This is a genomic window from Nocardioides litoris (assembly GCF_006346315.1).
In the GTDB taxonomy this organism is placed as follows: Bacteria; Actinomycetota; Actinomycetes; order Propionibacteriales; family Nocardioidaceae; genus Nocardioides; species Nocardioides litoris.
On the sequence record NZ_VDMR01000002.1, the window covers coordinates 527955 to 547872 of the forward strand.

Sequence of the window (19918 nt, forward strand, 5' to 3'; positions counted from 1 at the left end):
CTGTGGACGGAGGGCTTTCCCTCTTCCGTGCTGTCGGCGGCGGCTGCTTGGGTGAGACCCGGGTCACACCGGGTGGCCCGCTCTCGTCTCGGAGGTCCTGGTGCTCGTCCGTCGTCTCGTCCCCCTGGTGGCCACGCTCGCCGCCCTGCTCGGCCCGGCGCTGGTCGCCGCCACCGCCGCTCCCGCCCAGGCCGCAGCGCCGACCTACGTCGCCCTCGGCGACTCCTACGCCTCCGGCCTCGGCACCCGCAGCTACATCGACGACGGCACGTCGTGCAAGCGCTCCACCCTGGCCTACCCCAAGCTCGTGGCCGCCGCGCGCGGCTACGCGCTCAGCTTCAAGGCCTGCTCCGGCGCGACCGTGTCGACCGTGAGCGGCAGCCAGCTCGGTGCGCTCGGGTCCGGCACCGACTTCGTGTCCATCTCCGTCGGCGGCAACGACGCCGGGTTTGCCGACGTGCTCACCGAGTGCGCACAGCCCGGCTGGGCCAGCGACTGCGACAGCGCCGTCGACGGCGCCCAGGCCTACATCCGCAACACCCTCCCCGGCCGCCTCAGCACGCTGTACGCCGCCATCGACTCCCGCTCCCCGTCCGCCCGCGTCGTCGTGGTGGGCTACCCGCGCGTCTTCATGGGCGAGGACTGCAACGCCGGCACCTTCTTCTCCCCGGCCGAGCAGACCCGGCTCAACGCCACGGCCGACCAGCTCAACGCCCGACTCTCCACCGCCGCGGCCAACCGCGGCTTCGCCTTCGCCAACCCGACCAGCCGGTTCACCGGCCACGCCGTGTGCGACGACCCGGAGTGGCTCAACGGCCTGTCCAACCCGATCGCCGAGAGCTACCACCCCAACCGGGCGGGTCACTCCTCCGGCCTGGCGCCGCTGGTCTCCGGGCTGCTGCGCTGACCCGACGCCGGTCCTCGGTGCCGCCGGCGACGCGGAGCGGTCCGGACCTGTCCCACCCGGCTGGTACAACCGGGGTCATGTCGACCGCCCCCGACCGCGCCGCCCGGCTGGCCGGATCCGCCGCGCTGGCGCTCGCGCTCGCCCTCGCGCTGGTCGCCTGCACCGACGACGCGCCCGACCCGGCCGAGGTCGGCGAGACCGCCGAGGGCACCGCGGCCCGGCTGGCCGACGCGCTCGAGGCCCGCAGCCTCGACGAGGTGCCCTTCACCGAGGTCACCGGTGCCGAGGCGAGCGCCGACCTCGGCGACGTCGTCGAGGGCATGGGCGACCGCTCGCCGCAGGTCGAGCTCGGCGAGGTCACCGAGGACGGCGAGAGCGCCACCGCGACCCTCACCTGGACCTGGCCGCTGACCGAGGAGACCGGTGACGGCGCCGAGGGTCCCGAGCCCGACCCGGCCGACACGGGGGAGTGGACCTACGACAGCCGAGTCACCCTGCGCCGGGTCGGCGACCGCTGGCAGGCCGAGTGGGGCCACCAGGTCGTCGAGCCGTCCCTCAACGCGGCCTCGGTCCTCGACGCCTCGACCGTCCCGGCCACCCGCGGCGACATCGTGGGCGCCGGTGGCGTCAAGCTGGTCACCGACCGTCCCGTGGTCCGCGTCGGCATCGACCGGGCCGCGGTGCCCCAGGCCGAGGCCGGTCGGTCGGCGCGGGCGCTCGCGCGCCTGGTCGACATCGACGTGGCGCCGTACGCGAAGGCGGTGCGGGGGGCCGGGGCGAAGGCCTTCGTCGAGGCCATCACCTTCCGGCAGGCCGACGTGCCCCCGGCCGTGCTGCGTGGCTACGAGGCCATCCCGGGCGCGACCCTCGTGCGCACCGAGCGGCCGCTGGCCCCGACGCGCGAGTTCGCCGCGCCGATCCTCGGCACGGTCGGCGAGGTGACCGCCGAGATGGTCGCCGACGAGTCCGACCGCTACCAGCCCGGCGACGTCGCCGGCCTGTCCGGGCTCCAGGCGCGCTACGACGAGCAGCTGCAGGGCGAGGCGGGCGTGGTCGTCGACGCGGTCGGCTCCGACGGCGTCGAGCGCGAGCTCTTCCGCTCCGGCGGCGGCGCGGGCCAGACCCTGCAGCTGACGCTGGACGAGCGGCTGCAGGCCGAGGCCGAGGCCGTGCTGTCCGACGTCGGCCCGGCCAGCGCCCTGGTGGCCATCCGCCCCAGCGACGGCGCCATCCTCGCCGCGGCCAACGGCCCCGGCAACGACGGCCAGAACCTCGCCACCTTCGGGCAGTACGCCCCCGGGTCGACGTTCAAGACGGTGAGCAGCCTGGCCCTGCTGCGCCGGGGCCTCACCCCCGACGCGGCCGTGCCCTGCACCCCGACGGTCGACGTCGACGGACGCGACTTCGAGAACTACGACGACTACCCCGCGGGCGGCACCGGCCAGATCCCGTTCCGCGCCGCGCTGGCCAGCTCGTGCAACACCGCCTTCATCGCCGAGCGCACCCGCCTGCGCGACGGCGACCTCGCCGCGGCCGCGGCCAGCCTCGGGCTCGGCATCGACCACGACCTCGGCTTCCCGGCCTACTTCGGCCAGGTCGAGCCGCCGACCACCGAGACCGGTCGCGCGGCCGACATGATCGGCCAGGGCACGATCCTGGCCTCGCCGATGGTGATGGCCACGGTCGCCGCCTCGGTGCAGGCCGGCACCACCGTCGTGCCGCGGCTGGTCCAGCAGGTCGACGTCGAGGTCCCCGCCGAGGCCACGCCGCTCGCCCCGCGCGAGGCCGAGCAGCTGCGCAGCCTCCTCCGCGGGGTCGTCACCGACGGCAGCGGACGCTTCCTGGCCGACCTCCCGGGCCCGCCGGTGCTGGCCAAGACCGGCACCGCCGAGTACGCCGCCGGCGACGGCGTCCGCACCCACGCCTGGATGATCGCGGCCCAGGGCGACCTCGCCGTGGCCGTGTTCGTGCAGGACGGCGCGTCGGGCTCGTCGACCGCGGGCCCGCTGCTCGAGGCGTTCCTGCGCGCGGCCCGCTGACCCGGACGGCCGAGCCGCGCGCGCGGAACCCTCCACCGGGCGCACCCTGTCGGCGCCACGGACGCGCCGCCTAACCTGAAGGGCATGCCTCGACTCGTCGGTCGCACCGCCCTGCTGGCGGAGGTGGCGGGCCTGCTGGGGCGCGGCGAGTCCGTCGCGCTGTGCGGACCGACCGGGGTCGGCAAGAGCGCGCTGCTCGACGCGGTCGAGCGCGAGGCCCGCAGCCGCGGCTCGGAGGTGCTGCGGGCGACGGGGTCCGCGGAGGAGACCGGGCTGCCGTTCGCCGCCCTGCGCGACCTGCTCGCCCAGTGCCCCGACGACCTCGTCGCCGCGATGCCCGAGCCGGTGCGCGACCTCGTCGTCTCCGGCCTGGTGGGCGACGACGCGGCGCACGAGCGGCGGTCCGAGCTGGCGGCTGCGGTGCACGGGCTGCTCGAGCGCTGGTCGGCCGACCGACCCGTGCTGCTGCTCCTCGACGACGTGCAGTGGCTCGACGGCGAGTCGTCCGCGATCGTGGGGTACGCCCGACGACGGTTGCGCGGGTCGGTCCTGGTCGTGGCCACGGTCGGGGTGGCGGCCTCCGACCTCGCCGCCGGCGTGGCCCGGCCCGACGGCACGGACGACGACATCGACGTCAGCGAGCTGGTCCACCTCGACGTCCCGCCGCTCGCGGCCATCGACATGCTCGACCTGCTCTGCGCGCACGGCCTGACGCCCGACCTCGCCCAGCGGGTGCACGTCGAGTCCGGCGGCGTCCCGGCGCTGGCCCTGGCCGTCGCGGGCATGCTCGGCGAGCGGCCCTCGGTCCTCGGCGAGCGGGTGCCGCTGCCGGCCAGCACCGAGCGGGTGCTGCAGGACCGGTTCCGCGGGCTGCCGCCCGAGGTCCGCGAGACGCTCCTGCACGCCGCACTGCTCCACCGACCCACGGTCCGCGACCTGGAGCGGTCGGGCCGCGTCGGCGCCGACGACGACGTGCGCCTGGCGCTCCGCTCGGGCCTGTTGGCCCGCGACGGCGCGGTGCTGCGGTTCACGCCGTCGGCGCTGCGCGACGTAGTGGTCGAGTCGTTCCCGGCCTCGGCCCGGGCGGCGCTGCACGAGCGCCTGGCCGACGCCGCCCCCGGGGCGGCGGAGCGGCTGCGCCACCTCGCGCTCGCCGACCCGCGACCCGACGCCGACCTGGCCCACGAGCTGGGGCGGGCGGCCCGCGACTCCGCGGCGGCGGGCGGGCGCGAGCTGGCGGCCGAGCTCTACCTGCTGGCGGCCGACCGGGCGCCGTTCGCCCTGGCACCCGAGCGCGTGGAGTGGCTGGTCTGCGCGGTCGAGACGGCGGCGCCGGGCAACCACGTCGACCTGGTGCAGCGGGCCCTGCTCGACGTGCGCGACGGCCAGACGACCCCGGCGCAGGCGGTGCGGGTGCGCCTGGCCATCCCCGAGCTCGCGGGCCACGACGTGACGCTGCTCGACGAGGTGCTCACGGCGGCGTTGGCCGACGCCGGCGACGACGACCTGCTGGTGGCCAAGGTGCTGCTGCAGCGGGCCCGGATCGCCCTGATGGAGGCCCGACCGCACGCGGCACACCGCGCCTGCGAGCGGGCGGTGCGGCTGCTCGAGCGCCACGGCGACGACGACGAGCTGGCCCTGGGCCTGACCACCCTGGCGGTGGCGCAGCGCTGGACGGGCGCCGACGGCCAGGCCTCCCTCGACCGGGCGCTGGCGCTGGCCGGGCCGACGCCGACGGGCTTCGTGCACACCTCGCCGGAGTACATGCAGGCCCGCTTCGCCTTCTACGACGACCGGCTCGACGAGGCCTGGAGCGCCCACCTGGCGATGCTGGCCCAGGTCGAGCGCGGCGCCGGCATGGACCACCTGCACGTGCTGCGGTGCCTGGTCGAGGTGGCCGCTCGCGCCGGGCGGGGCCGGGAGGCCGTCGAGTACGCCGCCCGCGCGGCCCGCACGGGGGAGCAGTTCGACCTCGAGGCCTACTCGGGCTGGTTCGTCGCGGCCACGGCCGAGCTGCTGGCGGGCGACGTCGGCCGGGCGCGCACCCTGGCCGGCCGGGGGGCGGAGGCCGCCGCCGTGCGCGGCGACGTGCGCTACCGCCAGCGCCACCTCGTGCTGCTCGGGCAGGCCCTGCTCCGCTCGGGCGACGCCCAGGGCGCGGCCGACGCGCTCGAGCGGGTGCGCGCCCACGAGCGGGCGGAGGGGTTCAGCGACCCGACGGTGAGCCGGTGGCACGCCGACCTGGTCTCGGCGCTGGCGGCCCTGGGTCGGCTCGACGACGCCGACGACGTCCTGGCCGAGGCCCGGCGCGAGGTGGCCCGCCGCGAGGCCGCCGGGGGCACCGACGGCGTCTCGGCTCAGCTCGACCGCGCGGAGGCCGAGCTGCGCACCGCCCGCGGCGACCTCGACGGCGCCGCGCACACCCTCGACCGGGCGGCCAAGGTCGCCGCCGACCTCGGCCTGCGGGTCGACGAGGGCCGGGTGCTGGTCACCCGCGCCCACCTCGAGCGCCGTCGCCGCCGCGTCGCGGCGGCCCGGACCGCCCTGCAGGACGCCCACCGGCTCTTCACCACCCTGCACGCGACGGCGTGGGCCGACCAGGTCCAGGCCGAGCTCACCCCCGACCCCGCGCGCGGCGCCGGCGACCCCCTCCTGGACCGCCTCACCGAGACCGAGGCCCGCATCGCCCGCGCCGTGGCCGAGGGCGCCAGCAACCGCGAGATCGCCGAGCGCACCTACGTGAGCGTCAAGACCGTCGAGGCCACCCTGACCCGCATCTACCGCAAGCTCGACCTCCGCTCGCGCACCCAGCTCGCCACCCTCCTCGTCCCGCAGCCCCCGGAGTAGGGGGGCGGGCTCGCCCGGGGTGGTGCCGGGGTCGTCCCCGATGCCCACGACGCCCGCTCGCGCCTAGCGTCGAGCCGTGCCCAGGACCCGCCCCGACCCGTTCCTGCTGGCCGCGGCGGGCGTCGGCCTGGTCCACGCGGCCGCCAGCGCCTCGTGGGGCCTGGGCAGCCCCTGGCTGGCCTCGACGGTGGGGGACTGGGCCGTCACGTGGCGCGCCGAGGAGCCGCTGCTGGTCGGCGCCGTCCTCCTCGTCGTCGCCGCGGTCAAGACCGCGGCGGCCGTGCTGCCGCTGGTGCGCCACCGCCTGCCGTCCCCGCGCTGGACCACGACGGCCTGCGCCGCGGGCGCGCTCGGGCTGGCGGTCTACGGGCTGGCCAACGCGGCCGGTGCTTGGCTCGTGCTGTCGGGCCTGGTCGGCGACCCCACCGCCGACCCCGCAGCCCTCTGGGGCCACGCCGCACTCTGGGACCCCCTCTTCGCCGCCTGGGGCCTCCTCCTCCTCACCGGCCTCCGCCGCACGACCGCGGCCGTGGCCGCTGCACCGAACCCGTGAGGCGAGCCGCCCAGGAGGGCCGCCGGAGCGCGGCGTCGAGCGGGGTGGGGCGGGTGGGTCGGTCGCGATGGCCTCGAGACAGGCGCCAGGGCGCCTTCCTCGACCACCGTGGGTGGGGTCGGGCGGGGCCTCGAGACAGGCGCCAGGGCGCCCTTCCTCGACCACCGTGGGTGGGGTCGGACGGGTCGGCTGCGGTGGTCTCGAGGCTCGTCGCCAGGGCTCCTCGCACCTCGACCAGCGGGCCGGCCGCGAAGCGGCCCGGGAGGGGCGGGGTGTTCCTTGCTGTCGACGCCCGCGACGGGCGCGGACTGCAATCCCCGCGGGGACCGGACCGACCATCCAAGACGGAGCGAACCCCCCGCCGCATGGGGTCGGCGAGGGGTTCTCGTCGTCTTCTTGGTGCTCCCTCCGAAGGACGACTGACGACAGCATACGCCTCCGGGCACACCGGTGTCCCCCCTCTCGGGCGGCTTCCTCAGTTCTGGGGAGGGTGGAAGGCTGGCGGCATGACCCCTGCCGAGCGTCTCGACCAGGTCCTGCCCGCCCGCCACCGCGCGCTGCTGATCGGTGGACGCTGGCAGGAGGCCGACGACGGCCGGACGCTCGAGGTGAGCGACCCGGCCGACGGGTCGGTGATCACGACGGTGCCGGACGCCTCGCCGGGGGAGGCGATCGAGGCGCTCGACGCGGCGGTGGCGGCCCAGGCCGACTGGGCGGCGACGCCGCCGCGGGAGCGCGGCGAGGTCCTGCGCCGGGCCTGGCAGCTGCTGCAGGACCGGGCCGACGACGTGGCCTGGCTGATGAGCCTGGAGATGGGCAAGCCGCTGGCCGAGGCCAGGGGCGAGGTGACCTACGGATCGGAGTTCTTCCGCTGGTACGCCGAGGAGGCGGTGCGCATCCACGGCCGGTGGATGCAGGACCCGGCGGGGGCGCACCGGTTGCTGACGGTGAAGAAGCCGGTGGGTCCGTGCTTCTTCGTGACGCCGTGGAACTTCCCGCTGGCCATGGGCACCCGCAAGATCGGCCCGGCCATCGCCGCGGGCTGCACGATGGTGGTCAAGCCGGCCGACCTGACGCCGCTGACCCAGCTCCTGCTGGCGGCGCTGCTGGAGGAGGCCGGGCTGCCGCCGGGCGTGCTCAACGTCGTCACGACGACGCGCGCGAAGGAGACGAGCGAGGCGCTGCAGGCCGACGACCGGCTGCGCAAGGTGTCGTTCACCGGGTCGACCGCGGTGGGGCGGGTGCTGGTGCGCCAGAGCGCCGAGGGGCTGCAGCGGGTGAGCATGGAGCTGGGGGGCAACGCGCCGTTCCTGGTCTTCGACGACGCCGACCTCGACGCGGCCGTCGACGGTGCGATGACGGCCAAGATGCGCAACATGGGCGAGGCCTGCACCGCGGCCAACCGGTTCCTGGTGCACGCCGACGTCGCCGAGGACTTCGGTCGGCGCCTGGCCGAGCGGATGGGCGCGCTCACCCTCGGCCGCGGCCAGGACGACGGCGTCGACGTGGGTCCGCTGATCGAGGAGAAGGCGGTCGAGGCGGTCACCCAGCTGGTGACCGACGCGGTCCACGACGGCGCCCGGGTGCTGGTCGGCGGCCCCGGCGGCACGGTGCCCGAGGGTGGCGGCTACTTCTACCCGCCGACGGTGCTGGTCGACGTCCCCGCGGGGTCGGCCATCAACACCGAGGAGATCTTCGGACCGGTCGCGCCGATCACCACGTTCACGACCGAGGAGGAGGCGGTGGCGGCGGCCAACGACACCGAGTACGGCCTGGCCTCCTACGTCTTCACCCGCGACCTGGCGCGCAGCATCCGGATGGCCGAGGCGCTCGAGTTCGGCATGGTCGGCGTCAACACGGGCCTGGTGTCCAACCCGGCGGCGCCGTTCGGTGGCATGAAGGCGAGCGGGTTCGGCCGCGAGGGCGGCTTCGAGGGCATCGAGGAGTACCTCGAGACGACGTACGTCGCCCTCAAGGTCTAGGCCCTCACCTACCCTGGGCCCGTGCGAGGGCGGGGGCGAGGTGCGGTGGGTCTGGTGGCCCTGCTCGCGCTCGCGGCCTGCGCCGGCGACGGCGAGCCGTCGTCCGCCCCGTCGTCCGGGCCGCCCGCGAGCGCCACGCCGACCGGGGTCGTGACGCCGACCCCGACCGAGGCCGCGACCCCGCCTCCGGCGGCGCCCACTCCGACCCGCGACCCCCTGGCCGACCTCGTCGAGGAGGTCGAGGTCGACGAGGGCGAGGTGCTGGGCGCCGACATGAGCTGGCCGCAGTGCCCGCCGGGCCTGGGCATCCCGCAGAAGCGCTCGAGCGGTCAGCCCATGCCGGTCGCCGAGGCCCGCTACGTCGTCGTCGGCCTCACCAACGGCCCGGGGTTCTACCCCAACCCCTGCCTGGCCGACCAGGTCGCCTGGGTGCGCGAGCGCCGGCTGATGGTCGGGGCGTACGCCGTGGCGTCCTACCCGCCGGCCGACCGGATCGCCCGGCACGGCCAGGACGGCCCGTACGACGGCTCGACCGACCTCGGCGCGCTGGCCAACACCGGCTACCAGCAGGCGCTGTTCAACGTGCGGTCGATGCGGGCGGCGGGCCTGACCACGCCGGTGGTGTGGGTCGACGTCGAGCCGGTGCCCGACTTCGCCTGGAGCAGCGACCGGTCGGCCAACGCCGCGGTGGTCAGCGGTGCGGCCCGCGGCTACGAGGACGCCGGCTACCGGATCGGCGTCTACTCGACCCCGCTGCTGTGGGACGGCGTGGTCGGCGACCTCGAGCTCGGCGTGCCCGAGTGGCGCGCCGCCGGCCAGACCTCGCGCGTGGAGGCCCGCTCGCGGTGCGGCGACGACTGGACGATCCAGGGCGGCGAGGCCGTCCTCGGCCAGTGGGTCGAGGCCGACCGCGACATGAACATCACCTGCCCCGGGGTCTCGGCGGATCTGTCCGCGTGGTTCCACCAGTTCTGACACCTCGGTCGGCCCGACGGGGCGGATCCACACGATGGTCGAGGAAGGACGAAGTCCTGTCTCGAGACCACGCGACCACAGGTCCTGGCACGCTGGAGCGATGGACGTCAGCGACTTCTTCACCGCGGTGCTCGTCGTGCTGGGCGTCGGCCTGGTGGTGGGGCTGGCGGTCATCGGGTTCGTCATGTGGCGCTACCGCATCCCGCCGCGCGGCCTGGTCGCGATGGTCGGGGCGCTGGTCTACCTCGTCAGCCCGGTCGACGTGCTGCCCGAGGTCGTGCTCGGCCCGCTCGGGTTGGTCGACGACGCGGGCGTGGTGACCGTCGTGGCGGTCTGGGTCTACAAGCTCGTGCAGGCGCGCCGGATGCTCGAGGGCTCGGGCATCCGCGGTCGGCGGTCGCGACCGGGCGAGGTGCCCCCGGTCAGCCGGGGTTGAACGCGGCGACGAGCGCGGTCCGCGAGGCCAGGCCCAGCTTGCGGTAGACCTTCGACAGGTGGCCCTCGACGGCCTTGACGGACACGACCAGCCGGTCGGCGATCTCGCGGTTGGTGAGGCCCTCGAGCACGAGCACCGCGACCCGGCGCTCGGCGGCGGTGAGCGCGGCCAGCACCTCCGACTGCAGCCGGCGGGGCTGCTCGCCCATCTGCTCCAGGAGCCGGCGGGCGCGGCCCTGCAGCGGCGCGAGGCCCTCGCGGCCGGCGTACGCCTCGACGCGGCGGAGCAGGCCGAGGGCCTCGGGTGGTCCGAGGGGGTCGAGCAGGAGCAGCGCGGCGAGGTCGGCCTGGACCTGTGCCTGGAGGCGTTCGGCGCCGGCGTCGGCCAGCACGGCGAGGGCCTCGCGCAGCCGGGGGACGCGGCGCGACCACGCCTCGGTGGTGGTGTCGCAGGAGGCGAGGGTGCGCATCGCCAGCGCGACGTCGGGGGCCGTCCCGGTGGCCAGCGCGTGGTCGAGGGCGGTGCGGGCCAGGTCGAGCGAGCGCTCGCGGTGGCCGAGGTGGAGCAGGGCGAGCGCGGCCGCGCAGCGCCAGGGCAGTCCCTCGGCCTCGGCCCCGGCCGCGCCGGCCGCGACCGACCGGTCGTGGGCGGCGTCGTGGTCGCCGAGGGCGGCCGCGAGCTCGGCGCGCGCCATCAGCGCGTGCGGGTCGAGCGAGTCGGCGATGCCCACCGCGACCGCCTGGGCGGCCACCAGGTCACCGGTGGCGAGGTGGCACTGCAGCAGCAGGGCCTCCTCGCGCACGCCCAGCGGCGTGCCCGCGCGGGCGGCGGCGACCAGCCCGCCCGCGGCGGCGCGCACCTGCCCGCGCCGCACCAGGTCGCGGGGCTCGACCGACCGTGCGGGCGCAGCGAGCGGGACGGCAGCGACCATGCGAGCAGGCTAGGGACGCCCGGGCCGGTTCGGCCGGACAACCGCTGAACGGGTCGGGGTGGACCAGTCAGGCCGACAGGCGCCGGGGGTCGACCGACCGGCCGAGGAACCCCAGCAGGCGGGCCTCGGGCGGTGCGGCCGCGTCGTCGGCGTACGCCGGGGCGAAGCGCGTGCCCCGGTCGAGCGGGTCGACCAGGGCGTGGGCGACCGGGAGCAGGTCGGCGGCGAGGGCCGCCGGCAGCAGCGGTCCGCGACCGGTGGTGCGGGCGACGTCCCAGCCGTGCACCGTGATCTCGAGCGCCGCGGCCCGGACGACGACCGCGGTGGGCAGCGAGGCACCGCCGACCACCACGGTGGGTCCGGTGGTGGGCAGGCTCCAGGCGCCGAGCAGGGCGCAGGCCTTCACCTGGAGGGTCTCGACGCGGGTGCCGAGCGGGCGCGGGCCGGGCTCGACGGCGATCAGGCCCTCGGCGCCGTCGGTGAAGGCGTCGAGGGCGTCGTCCATGTGGTCGAGCAGCGCGTCCAGGCTCCACCCGGTGCACGGCGTGGGCCGGGTGAGGTGGGCCGGACGGACGGGCTGCAGCGCTCCACGGGTGTAGCCCAGGGCGCGCTCGAGCAGCTCGACCCCCGACCGGTCGGTCGCGGGGCGCACGGGGGGTCTCAGGCGTGGGGCGCGCTGGGGCTCTCGGGCGTCCAACCGGCCGGCAGGGTGGCCGGCAGGCCGAACGTCGCGAACAGGCGAGGGTCGAAGAACGCCGTCACGTGCCGCACCTTCTCGCCCTCCAGGTGCAGCACCTGGAGGTGGAAGGGCTCGAAGTGGCCGGCGGGCATCCGCATGTAGAGGCCGAACGCCGGCTGGCCGTTGGCCACGGTCGCGACCATCGGCATGTCGTGGACACCGCCGGGGCACTTGGTGCCGATGAGCTCGCCGATGGTGGTCGAGCCCTTGTACCAGTTGGTGAAGGGCGGCATGTCCCACGTCGCGTCGGCCTTGAGCAGCCCGACGATGCTGTCGATGTCCTTGGCCCAGAACGCCGCGAGGTAGCGGTCGAGCAGCCGCTGCTGCCGCTCGTCGAGGTCCTCCACGACGGTGTCCTCGGTCAGGGCCTTCTCGCCGAGCTGGGCGTGGGCGCGCTGCAGGGCGGAGTTGACCGCGGGGACCGTGGTGTCGAGGGCCTCGGCGGTCTCCTTGGCGCTCCAGCGGAGCACGTCGCGCAGCACCAGGACCGCGCGCTGGCGGGCCGGCAGGTGCTGCAGCGCGGCGATGAACGCCAGCCGCAGCGTGTCGCGCTCGGCCACCACGACGGCGGCGTCGGGCACGGGCTCGAGCCAGGCGATCTCGTGGTTCTCCTCCAGGGCGTCGCCCGCCATCTGGTCCGAGGTGCCGAGGCCCGCGGGCAGCGGCCGGCGCGGCTTGCCCTCGAGGTTGGTCAGGCACACGTTGGTCGCGATCCGGTAGAGCCAGGTGCGGACCGAGCTGCGGCCCTGGAACGACGCGCTGGCCTTCCACGCCCGCAGGAACGTCTCCTGCACCAGGTCCTCGGCCTCGTGCACCGACCCGCTCATCCGGTAGCAGTGCGCCATCAGCTCGCGCTGGTAGCGCGCGGTGAGCTGGTCGAAGTCGTCGAGCTCCGTGGTCTGCCCTGCTGCGCCCTGCTGGGTCTGGTCCGTCGTCACCGTCTCGCCCGTCGTCGTCGTCATCCGGCCGTCGCCTCCGTGCCTCGCTCGAGTCTGCCAAGAGGAGTGACCGGGGTCGAGGGGCGAACTCATCGGTGGCGGGCCGGGGCGGCGAGGTCGAGGGCGCGGCGGGCGGCGGGGAGGGCCCGGGCGCGGTCGGCGGGCACGAGGCCGACCCGGGTACGCCGGTCGAGCAGGTCGTCGACGTCGTGCGCGCCCTCGTGGGTGACGCCGAAGACCAGCTCGGCCAGGCAGGTCGGTACGCCGTCCGCGACCGGGGCGAGCAGCTCGTCGTCGCCCAGGCCGGTGGCCACGCGGGCGGTGGCCAGCACGAGGGCCGCGTCGGCGCCGTACCGGCGGACGAGGCGGGTGGGCTGCTCGAGCGCGTCCAGCTCGGCGCGGGGCGCGGCGCCGAGGAGCGGCAGGGTGGCGGTGGTGCAGGGGCCGCCGAGGCCGACCTGGTCCAGGGCGTCCTGGGCCATCCGGCGGTAGGTGGTGAGCTTGCCGCCGACGACGGTGGTGACGCCGGTGCGGCTGGTCAGCACCGCGTGCCGGCGCGACAGGTCGGCGGTGGAGCCGTCGTCGGTGTGCAGCAGCGGGCGGAGGCCGGCGTAGGAACCGACCACGTCGTCGCGGTGCAGCGGCCGGTCGAAGGAGGCGGCCACGACGTCGAGCAGGAACCCGACCTCGGTCTCCGAGGGGGCCGGCACGTCGGGCAGCGGTCCCTCGACGGGCTCGTCGGTCAGGCCGACGTACAGGGTGCCGTCGGGCTGGGGCAGGACCATGACGTAGCGGTTGCGGCCCTCGGGGATCGGCGCGAACACCGCCGTGCGCAGGCCCGGCAGCACGTCGCCGCGCAGCACCAGGTGGCTGCCGCGGCTGGGCCTCAGCTCGACCTCGTCGACGAGCTCGCCGGCCCACACGCCGGCCGCGTTGACCACCGCGCGGGCCCGCACCTCGTGCACGGCGCCGGTGACCTCGTCGCGCAGCGTGGCGCTGGTGCCGGTGGCGGCGAGCACCCGGGCCCGGGTGCGCACGACGGCGCCGCGGGCGGCGGCGGTGCGGGCGATGGTCGTGACCAGGCGCGCGTCGTCCTCGAGCTGGCCGTCCCAGCCGAGGATGCCGCCGCGCAGCCCGGCGGTGCGGAGGCCGGGCGCCAGGCGCGCGACCTCCGTGGCGGAGACGGTGCGCGGGCCGGGGAGGGTGGCCGAGGAGGTGCGGGCGCTGAGCTTGAGGACGTCGGCCGCGCGCAGGCCGGCCCGGGTCAGCGCCCGGTCGGCGAGCGAGGTGCTCGCGGTGAACGGCAGCACGTAGGGCATCGGCTGCACCAGGTGCGGGGCGGTGACCTCCATCAGCACGCCGCGCTCGACGGCGCTCTCGTGGGCGATGCCGACCTGGCCGCTGGCCAGGTAGCGCAGGCCGCCGTGCACCAGCTTGGACGACCACCGCGAGGTGCCGAAGGCGAGGTCGTGGGCGTCGACGGCCAGCACCCGCAGGCCGCGGGTGACCGCGTCCAGGGCGACGCCGGCGCCGGTGGCGCCGAGGCCGACGACCACGACGTCGACGTCGGCGGGCGCGCCGACGAGGCCCGGCCGGATGCGCTGCCCGTGGCCGGTCACGGCTGCAGCGCCCGGGTCAGCAGGAGCGCGAGCTCGGCGTCGAGCTCGGCCTCGGACGCACCGTCGTCGACCATCGTGTGCGCCGACAGCACGAACCCGTGGGCTGCGAGCACGAGGCCGCGGGCGATCGCGGTCGGGTTGCCGGGCCGGACCGTGCCGTCGGCCTGGCCCGCGGCGACGGCCTCGGCGGCGATGGCCAGGATGAGGTCCTGCGAGCGGCCGCGGCGGGCCAGCAGGTAGGGCAGCACCAGCTCGGGGTCGACCTCGACGATGCGCACGAACAGCTCGTTGACCCGCAGCGCCCGGATCGTGGCGACCATCCGGTCGACCAGCCCGGACGGGCCGCCCGTGCCCGCCGTCGAAGCCACGACGGCCGTCCACTCGCGGGTCATCAGGTCGCCCAGCAGGGTCGGCATGTCGGCCCAGGTGCGGTAGATCGTCATCCGCGAGACCCCGGCCCGGCGCGCGACCTCGGTGAGCGTCGTACGCCGCCAGCCCACGTCGAGCAGGCAGGCGCGGGCGGCGTCGAGGTAGGCGTCGCGGGGCTCCGGCGCAGCGTCGTTGTGACGAAGTGACGTCATGTGTCACACTGTAACACGTGACCCTGGTCCAGCAGCCCGAGATGCACCCCCAGCGCTGGGGCGACCCCGCCCGCGCCGCCGCCCTGCCCGCGTCCGCCCGCGGCCTGGTCGAGCTGGCCTTCGGGCCGCTCGCCGAGACGCCCGCGGTCGACCCGGCCGCCACCCCGCCGCCCCCGTCCGGGCTGCCGCCCGCGCTGCTGGCCGACCTGCGGTCCCGCCTCGGTGCCGAGCACGTGCTGGCCGACGACGAGACCCGACGGCTGCGCACCCGCGGCAAGTCGACCCCCGACCTGCTCCGTGCCCGCGCCGGCGACCTCGCCGACGCCCCCGACGCCGTCGTCCGGCCCGGCTCGCACGACGACGTCGCCGCCGTCCTGGCCTGGGCCGTGGAGCACCACGTGGCGGTCGTCCCGTTCGGCGGCGGCACCTCGGTGACCGGGGGTCTGGTCGCCCGCCGCGAGGGGTACGCCGGCCTGGTCTCCCTCGACCTGGTGCGGATGAAGCGGCTGGTCACCGTCGACCGCGAGTCGATGACCGCCACCCTCGAGCCCGGCCTGCGCGGTCCGGAGGCCGAGGCGCTCCTGGCCGCCGAGGGCCTGACCCTCGGCCACTTCCCGCAGTCCTTCGAGCACGCCACGATCGGCGGGTTCGCCGCGACCCGGTCGAGCGGGCAGGGCAGCGCCGGCTACGGGCGCTTCGACGCGATGGTCGTCGGCCTGCGGGTCGCGACCCCGCGCGGGGAGTGGCGGCTCGGCTCGTCGCCCGCCAACGCCGCCGGGCCCGACCTGCGCCAGCTCGTGCTCGGGTCCGAGGGCGCGTTCGGCGTCCTCACCGAGGTCACGGTGCGCGTGCGCCGCGCCCCGGTCGAGAAGGTCCACGAGGGGTGGCGCTGGCCGTCCTTCGCGGCCGGTGCCGACGCGATGCGCGCCGTCGTGCAGGCCGGGCTGCAGCCGACCGTGCTCCGGCTCTCCGACGAGCACGAGACCGCGATCAACCTGGCCCGCCCCGACGCCATCGGCGCCTCCGAGCCCGGGTGCCTGATGATCGTCGGGTTCGAGGGCGAGCCCGACGCCGTGGCCGCCCGGCAGGCCGCCGTGGCCGCGCTCCTCGGCTCGCTCGGGGGCACCCCGCTCGGCCGCGAGCAGGGGGAGGCGTGGGCCCACGGACGGTTCGACGCGCCGTACCTGCGCGACGCGATGCTCGACGTCGGCGTCCTCGTCGAGACGATGGAGACCGCGACCTGGTGGAGCCGCCGCCAGGAGGTGTACGACGCCGTGCGGGCGGCCCTGGTCGGCTCGCTCGGCGACGGGGCGATCGTGCTGTGCCACGTCTCGCACGTCTACGAGACCGGGTGCTCGCTCTACTTCACCGTCGCGGCCCGGGCCGGCGACGACCCGCTGGCCCAGTGGCAGGAGGCCAAGGCCGCGGCCAGCGACGTGATGACCGCCGCCGGCGCGACCATCACCCACCACCACGCCGTCGGCACCGACCACAAGCCCTGGCTGGTCCGCGAGATCGGCGAGCTGGGCGGGTCGGTGCTGCGGGCGGTCAAGGCCGACCTCGACCCCACTGGCGTCCTCAACCCCGGGGTGCTCGTGCCGTGAGCCGGGCGACCCGATCCTTCTCGTTCCTGGTCAACCCCGCCTCCGGCGGCGGCGCGGCCCCCGAGGCCGTCGTGCCCGTCGCCCGCCTGCTCCGCGAGGCCGGTGCGACCGTCGACGTCACCTACTCGCCCGGCCCGCGGGCCATGGCCGGCCTCGTCGACGCCGCGGTGGCCCGGGGCGACGTGGTGGTCTCCGTCGGCGGCGACGGCATGCTCTCCTCCCTCGCCGGGGCGGTCTCGACCGCCGGCGGCACCCTGGCCGTGCTGCCCGCCGGGCGCGGCAACGACTTCGCCCGGATGCTCGGGCTGCCCGAGCCCGGCGACGCCGAGGCCTTGGCACGGGTGCTGCTCGAGGGCACGGCGCGCCGGGTCGACCTGGTCTCGTGGTCGCGGCCCGGCGCCGACCCACGCCGGGTCGCCGGCTCGGTGTACGCCGGCATCGACGCCCGCGCCGGCGAGCTCGTCGACCGGGCCCACCGGCTGCCCCGGCAGCTGCAGTACCCCTCCGCCGCCGTCCGAGCCATCGCCGGCTACCGCCCGGCCCGGCTGCGCGTCGACGTCGACGGCGACCGCCGCGACTACGACGCGGCCTGCGTCGTCGTCGCCAACTCCGCCTACTACGGCAAGGGCATGAAGATCGCCCCCACCGCGGTGCTCGACGACGGCCTGCTCGAGGTGGTGGTCATCGAGGCCGCCTCCAAGCGCTCGCTGCTGCGCTCGCTGCCCACGGTGTACGACGGTCGCCACGTCGACCGGCCCGAGGTGACCGTGCTCCGTGGCAAGCGCATCGAGCTGGCCGCCGACACCCCGGCGGCCGCCGGCCTGCCCGTCGGCGGCGACGGCGAGCCCCTCGGCCACCTGCCCCGGCTCGGCTCCGCCACCGGCCCCGCCGTCGTCGAGGTCCTCCCCGCCGCGCTCGCCGTCCTGGCCTGACCCGCGACCGGACTACCGCCGCTGGGGGTCAGGCCGGGGTGTCGAAGGTCCAGACGAGCAGGGTGGTGGCGATGGCGGCGGTGACCTCGTGGGCGGGCTCGTCGGCGAACCGGAACGCGTCGCCGTCGGCCAGCGGCTCGGCCAGCGACGAGCGCAGCAGCGCGCCGCGGGCCACGAAGACGTGGGCCAGGGCCGCCGCCGGCAGGGTCGCGGTCTCGCCGTCGGCCAGCCGCACGACCCGCAGCCGTGCGCCCGGCAGCGGCTCGACCCCGCCATCGACCCCGCCATCGACCCCGCCATCGACCCCGCCGTCCGCCACGACGTCGTACGACGGCTCGCCGGCCTGGGCGTCGTCGGCCAGCCAGACCTGGACGAACCGGGTCTGCGGGGCCGCCGCGACCTCGCTGTGCTCGACGCCGGCGCCGGTGCGCAGCACCGCGACCGACCCGGCCGGCACCTCGTGCTCGCCGGTGGGGCCGGTGTGCGCAAGCGCCCCCGAGACGACGTAGGAGACGACGACGAGGCCGCTGTGCCGGTGGGTCTCGAAGCCCCGGCCGGAGGCCAGCAGGTGGTCGTCGTGGCAGACCATCGGCCCGAACCGGAGGTTGTCGGCGTCGTACGCCGGGCCGAAGGACAACGAATGCCGGGTGAGGTATCCGTCACCCCGTTCCTCGAAGCGGTCGGTTCCCCGGCGGATCTCCACGGTCACAGGCACAATGATGCAGGTGCCGTCCCCGCCGGCAGGACCCGATCCTGCCCATCCCGCGCTGCCCCCTGGGTTCGTGCTCGGCGTGGCGACGGCGGCCTACCAGGTCGAGGGCGCGACGACCGAGGACGGCCGCGGCCCCAGCACCTGGGACACCTTCTGCGCCCAGCCCGGGCGCGTCGTCGACGGCACCAGCGGCGCCGTGGCCGCTGACCACTACCACCGCGTCGAGGAGGACCTCGGGCTGCTCGACCGGCTCGGTGTCGACAGCTACCGCTTCTCGGTCTCGTGGTCGCGGGTGCTGCCCGAGGGCCGCGGCCGCGTCAACGCCGCCGGCCTCGACTTCTACGACCGCCTCGTCGACGGGCTGCTCGAGCGCGGCATCACGCCGATGGCCACGCTCTACCACCACGACCTGCCGCAGCCGCTCGAGGACGACGGCGGGTGGCTGAACCCGGCGACGCCCGTGGCCTTCGCCGAGCACGCCGCCGTGGTCGGGGCCCGGCTCGCCGACCGGGTGCCGCAGTGGGTGCCGATGGGCGAGCCCAACGTCAACGCCTTCCTCGGCTACGGCACCGGTGAGCAGGCGCCGGGCCACCGGCTGTACTTCGACGCCCTGCACGCCTGCCACCAGATGCTGGTCGGGCACGGGCTCGCGGTGGGGGCGCTGCGGGCCGCGGGCGCGCGCGAGGTCGGCTGCGCCAACAACCACGCCCCGATCTGGCCCGGCAGCGAGGACCCCGCCGACGTCGGTGCGGCCAAGCTGTTCGACGCGCTGTGGAACGGCCTGTGGCTCGAGCCGATGCTGCTCGGCCGCTACCCCGCCGACCTCGCCCCGATGATGGACGACCTCATGCAGCCCGGCGACCTCGCCGCGATCCGCGCCCCCCTCGACTTCTACGGCGTCAACTACTACAGCCCCATCCGCATCGCCGCCGCGGCGGCCGAGGACGCCCCGCTGCCGTTCGAGATCTTCGAGATGGTCGGCTACGACCGCACCGACCGCGGCTGGACGATCGTGCCCGACGCGCTGCGCGAGTGGCTGATCACGCTGCGCGCCCGCTTCCGCGCCGCGCTGCCGCCGATCTACATCACCGAGCTCGGGGCGTCGTACGCCACGGGTCCCGACGAGCACGGCGTCGTCGACGACCAGCTGCGCATCGACTACCTCGACGTCCACCTGCGCGCGGTGGCCACGGCCTGCGAGCGCGGCGTGGACGTGCGAGGGCTCTACGTGTGGTCCCTGCTCGACGCCTTCGAGTGGTCCCAGGGGCTCAGCCAGCGCTACGGCCTGGTGCACGTCGACTTCGACACCCTGGCCCGCACGCCGAAGCGGTCCTTCGACTGGTACGCGAACCTGATCGCGGCGCAGTCGCCCTCCCGGGGCTGACGACCGCCCGGGTCAGCGGCGGCGCAGGACGTACATCGACTGCCCGTCGGTCTCGCGGCCGTGGGCGAAGTCGGAGACGGCGAGACCGGCGTCCCACATCGTCGCCTCGAAGAAGTGCCGCTCGTAGCGCACGCAGTGCAGCTCGCCCTTGAGCGGGATCGGCAGGTAGCCCTCGGGGTTCTCCACGCAGTCGGGCACCTCCTCCTCCACGAAGGCGGTCAGCGCGGCCCGGCCGTCGGGGGCCAACAGCCGGGCGATGGTGCGGGCGTACCCGGCGACGTCGCTCGCGGTCATGTGGCTCAGCACGGAGTAGCCGTGCAGCACGTCGACGCTGCCGTCCTCGCCCGGGATGTCGTAGGACGGGCGCCCGTCGGGGTTGTAGCGCGCGTTGTGGGCGTCGACGAGCGTGAACCGGAACCGGTCGTCGGCCAGGTGCTCCTGCGCCCACGCCACGAGCGTCGGCTGCACGTCGACGCCGTGGTAGTCCTCGACGTCGCCCATCAGGTGCTTGATGCCCACCGCGAGCCGGCCGGCGCCGCAGCCCCAGTCGAGCACCCGCTTGCGGCGCCCGAGCCCGGCCCGCTGCCGCAGCACCCGGGCGTCGCGCACGCCCGCGTTGACGAAGGCGTGGTCCTTCTTGAAGTGCTTGCCGCCCATCCGCAGCTCGTACGGCGGGAGGGGGATGCTCGGGTCGGGCTCGACGTCCGGGCCCAGCCGCTGCGGCGCGTTCACCCGGGCG

At 76.0% G+C, this 19918-nt stretch carries 17 protein-coding genes; 10 read left to right on the forward strand and 7 right to left on the reverse strand.

Translation table 11 applies throughout. From position 1 onward, the window contains the following. Positions 1-100: 100 nt before the first annotated feature. The 7 genes from FJQ57_RS10615 to FJQ57_RS10645 all read left to right on the forward strand — a co-directional run bounded on the left by FJQ57_RS10615 (position 101) and on the right by FJQ57_RS10645 (position 9739). The gene (locus FJQ57_RS10615) at positions 101-907 is read left to right on the forward strand and encodes an SGNH/GDSL hydrolase family protein (protein ID WP_246081738.1); all 807 of its coding nucleotides are present in this window, start codon (positions 101-103) and stop codon (positions 905-907) included. Between the two features lie 77 nt (positions 908-984). Beyond that, positions 985-2946, forward strand: a complete 1962-nt coding sequence (locus FJQ57_RS10620; RefSeq protein ID WP_139979976.1) for a penicillin-binding transpeptidase domain-containing protein — start codon at positions 985-987, stop codon at positions 2944-2946. An 84-nt stretch (positions 2947-3030) separates the two neighbouring features. Next, the gene (locus tag FJQ57_RS10625; protein WP_139979978.1) at positions 3031-5793 is read left to right on the forward strand and encodes an ATP-binding protein; all 2763 of its coding nucleotides are present in this window, start codon (positions 3031-3033) and stop codon (positions 5791-5793) included. Positions 5794-5869: 76 nt separating this feature from the next. Continuing rightward, complete coding sequence (locus FJQ57_RS10630) at positions 5870-6346, forward strand: DUF3995 domain-containing protein (RefSeq protein ID WP_139979980.1); 477 nt, start codon at positions 5870-5872, stop codon at positions 6344-6346. A gap of 506 nt (positions 6347-6852) precedes the next feature. Further along, a complete protein-coding gene (locus FJQ57_RS10635; RefSeq protein WP_139979981.1) occupies positions 6853-8328 on the forward strand; it encodes an NAD-dependent succinate-semialdehyde dehydrogenase in 1476 nt (491 codons plus the stop codon). 54 nt (positions 8329-8382) lie between these two features. Beyond that, the gene (locus tag FJQ57_RS10640; protein ID WP_139979983.1) at positions 8383-9303 is read left to right on the forward strand and encodes a glycoside hydrolase family 25 domain-containing protein; all 921 of its coding nucleotides are present in this window, start codon (positions 8383-8385) and stop codon (positions 9301-9303) included. Between the two features lie 100 nt (positions 9304-9403). Continuing rightward, positions 9404-9739, forward strand: coding sequence for a YkvA family protein (locus tag FJQ57_RS10645; protein ID WP_139979985.1), 336 nt, complete (start codon positions 9404-9406; stop codon positions 9737-9739). Here FJQ57_RS10645 and FJQ57_RS10650 read toward each other — a convergent pair. From FJQ57_RS10650 to FJQ57_RS10670, 5 genes are all read right to left on the reverse strand, one after another. Next, positions 9726-10670 carry a helix-turn-helix transcriptional regulator gene (locus FJQ57_RS10650; protein ID WP_139979987.1) on the reverse strand — a complete coding sequence of 315 codons (945 nt, stop codon included), beginning with the start codon at positions 10668-10670 and terminating at the stop codon, positions 9726-9728. The two genes, FJQ57_RS10645 and FJQ57_RS10650, sit on opposite strands and share 14 nt — an antisense overlap. Before the next feature lie 67 nt (positions 10671-10737). Further along, complete coding sequence (locus FJQ57_RS10655) at positions 10738-11322, reverse strand: TIGR03086 family metal-binding protein (protein WP_139979989.1); 585 nt, start codon at positions 11320-11322, stop codon at positions 10738-10740. Between the two features lie 8 nt (positions 11323-11330). Next, complete coding sequence (locus FJQ57_RS10660; RefSeq protein WP_139979991.1) at positions 11331-12371, reverse strand: sigma-70 family RNA polymerase sigma factor; 1041 nt, start codon at positions 12369-12371, stop codon at positions 11331-11333. Positions 12372-12436: 65 nt separating this feature from the next. After that, the gene (locus FJQ57_RS10665; protein WP_139979993.1) at positions 12437-13966 is read right to left on the reverse strand and encodes a glycerol-3-phosphate dehydrogenase/oxidase; all 1530 of its coding nucleotides are present in this window, start codon (positions 13964-13966) and stop codon (positions 12437-12439) included. Further along, positions 13963-14547 carry a TetR/AcrR family transcriptional regulator gene (locus FJQ57_RS10670; RefSeq protein ID WP_139979995.1) on the reverse strand — a complete coding sequence of 195 codons (585 nt, stop codon included), beginning with the start codon at positions 14545-14547 and terminating at the stop codon, positions 13963-13965. The genes FJQ57_RS10665 and FJQ57_RS10670 overlap by 4 nt, the downstream gene beginning before the upstream one ends. A gap of 17 nt (positions 14548-14564) precedes the next feature. On the opposite strand from FJQ57_RS10670, the gene FJQ57_RS10675 reads away from it, so the two are divergent. Together FJQ57_RS10675 and FJQ57_RS10680 are read left to right on the forward strand one after the other, a co-directional pair. Then, the gene (locus FJQ57_RS10675; protein ID WP_246081739.1) at positions 14565-16151 is read left to right on the forward strand and encodes an FAD-binding oxidoreductase; all 1587 of its coding nucleotides are present in this window, start codon (positions 14565-14567) and stop codon (positions 16149-16151) included. Further along, positions 16148-17083 carry a diacylglycerol/lipid kinase family protein gene (locus FJQ57_RS10680; RefSeq protein WP_139979997.1) on the forward strand — a complete coding sequence of 312 codons (936 nt, stop codon included), beginning with the start codon at positions 16148-16150 and terminating at the stop codon, positions 17081-17083. Before FJQ57_RS10675 ends, FJQ57_RS10680 begins: the two co-directional genes overlap by 4 nt. Positions 17084-17111: 28 nt before the next feature. On the opposite strand, the gene FJQ57_RS10685 is transcribed toward FJQ57_RS10680, so the two are convergent. After that, entirely contained in the window at positions 17112-17792 is a 681-nt protein-coding gene (locus tag FJQ57_RS10685) for a pirin family protein (RefSeq protein ID WP_170219378.1), read from the reverse strand. A 16-nt stretch (positions 17793-17808) separates the two neighbouring features. On the opposite strand from FJQ57_RS10685, the gene FJQ57_RS10690 reads away from it, so the two are divergent. Beyond that, positions 17809-19179 (forward strand): GH1 family beta-glucosidase, encoded by a 1371-nt coding sequence (locus FJQ57_RS10690; protein WP_246081740.1) that lies wholly within the window; start codon positions 17809-17811, stop codon positions 19177-19179. Between the two features lie 12 nt (positions 19180-19191). On the opposite strand, the gene FJQ57_RS10695 is transcribed toward FJQ57_RS10690, so the two are convergent. Further along, the gene (locus FJQ57_RS10695; RefSeq protein ID WP_139980003.1) at positions 19192-19911 is read right to left on the reverse strand and encodes a class I SAM-dependent methyltransferase; all 720 of its coding nucleotides are present in this window, start codon (positions 19909-19911) and stop codon (positions 19192-19194) included. Positions 19912-19918: the final 7 nt, after the last annotated feature.

Bases quoted from the DNA above. Each gene is read 5' to 3' on its own strand.
- FJQ57_RS10620 (WP_139979976.1), top strand. From the start codon at position 985: ATGTCGACCGCCCCCGACCGCGCCGCCCGGCTGGCCGGATCCGCCGCG.
- FJQ57_RS10625 (WP_139979978.1), top strand. From the start codon at position 3,031: ATGCCTCGACTCGTCGGTCGCACCGCCCTGCTGGCGGAGGTGGCGGGC.
- FJQ57_RS10635 (WP_139979981.1), top strand. From the start codon at position 6,853: ATGACCCCTGCCGAGCGTCTCGACCAGGTCCTGCCCGCCCGCCACCGC.
- FJQ57_RS10645 (WP_139979985.1), top strand. From the start codon at position 9,404: ATGGACGTCAGCGACTTCTTCACCGCGGTGCTCGTCGTGCTGGGCGTC.
- FJQ57_RS10650 (WP_139979987.1), bottom strand. From the start codon at position 10,670: ATGGTCGCTGCCGTCCCGCTCGCTGCGCCCGCACGGTCGGTCGAGCCC.
- FJQ57_RS10660 (WP_139979991.1), bottom strand. From the start codon at position 12,371: ATGACGACGACGACGGGCGAGACGGTGACGACGGACCAGACCCAGCAG.
- FJQ57_RS10670 (WP_139979995.1), bottom strand. From the start codon at position 14,547: ATGACGTCACTTCGTCACAACGACGCTGCGCCGGAGCCCCGCGACGCC.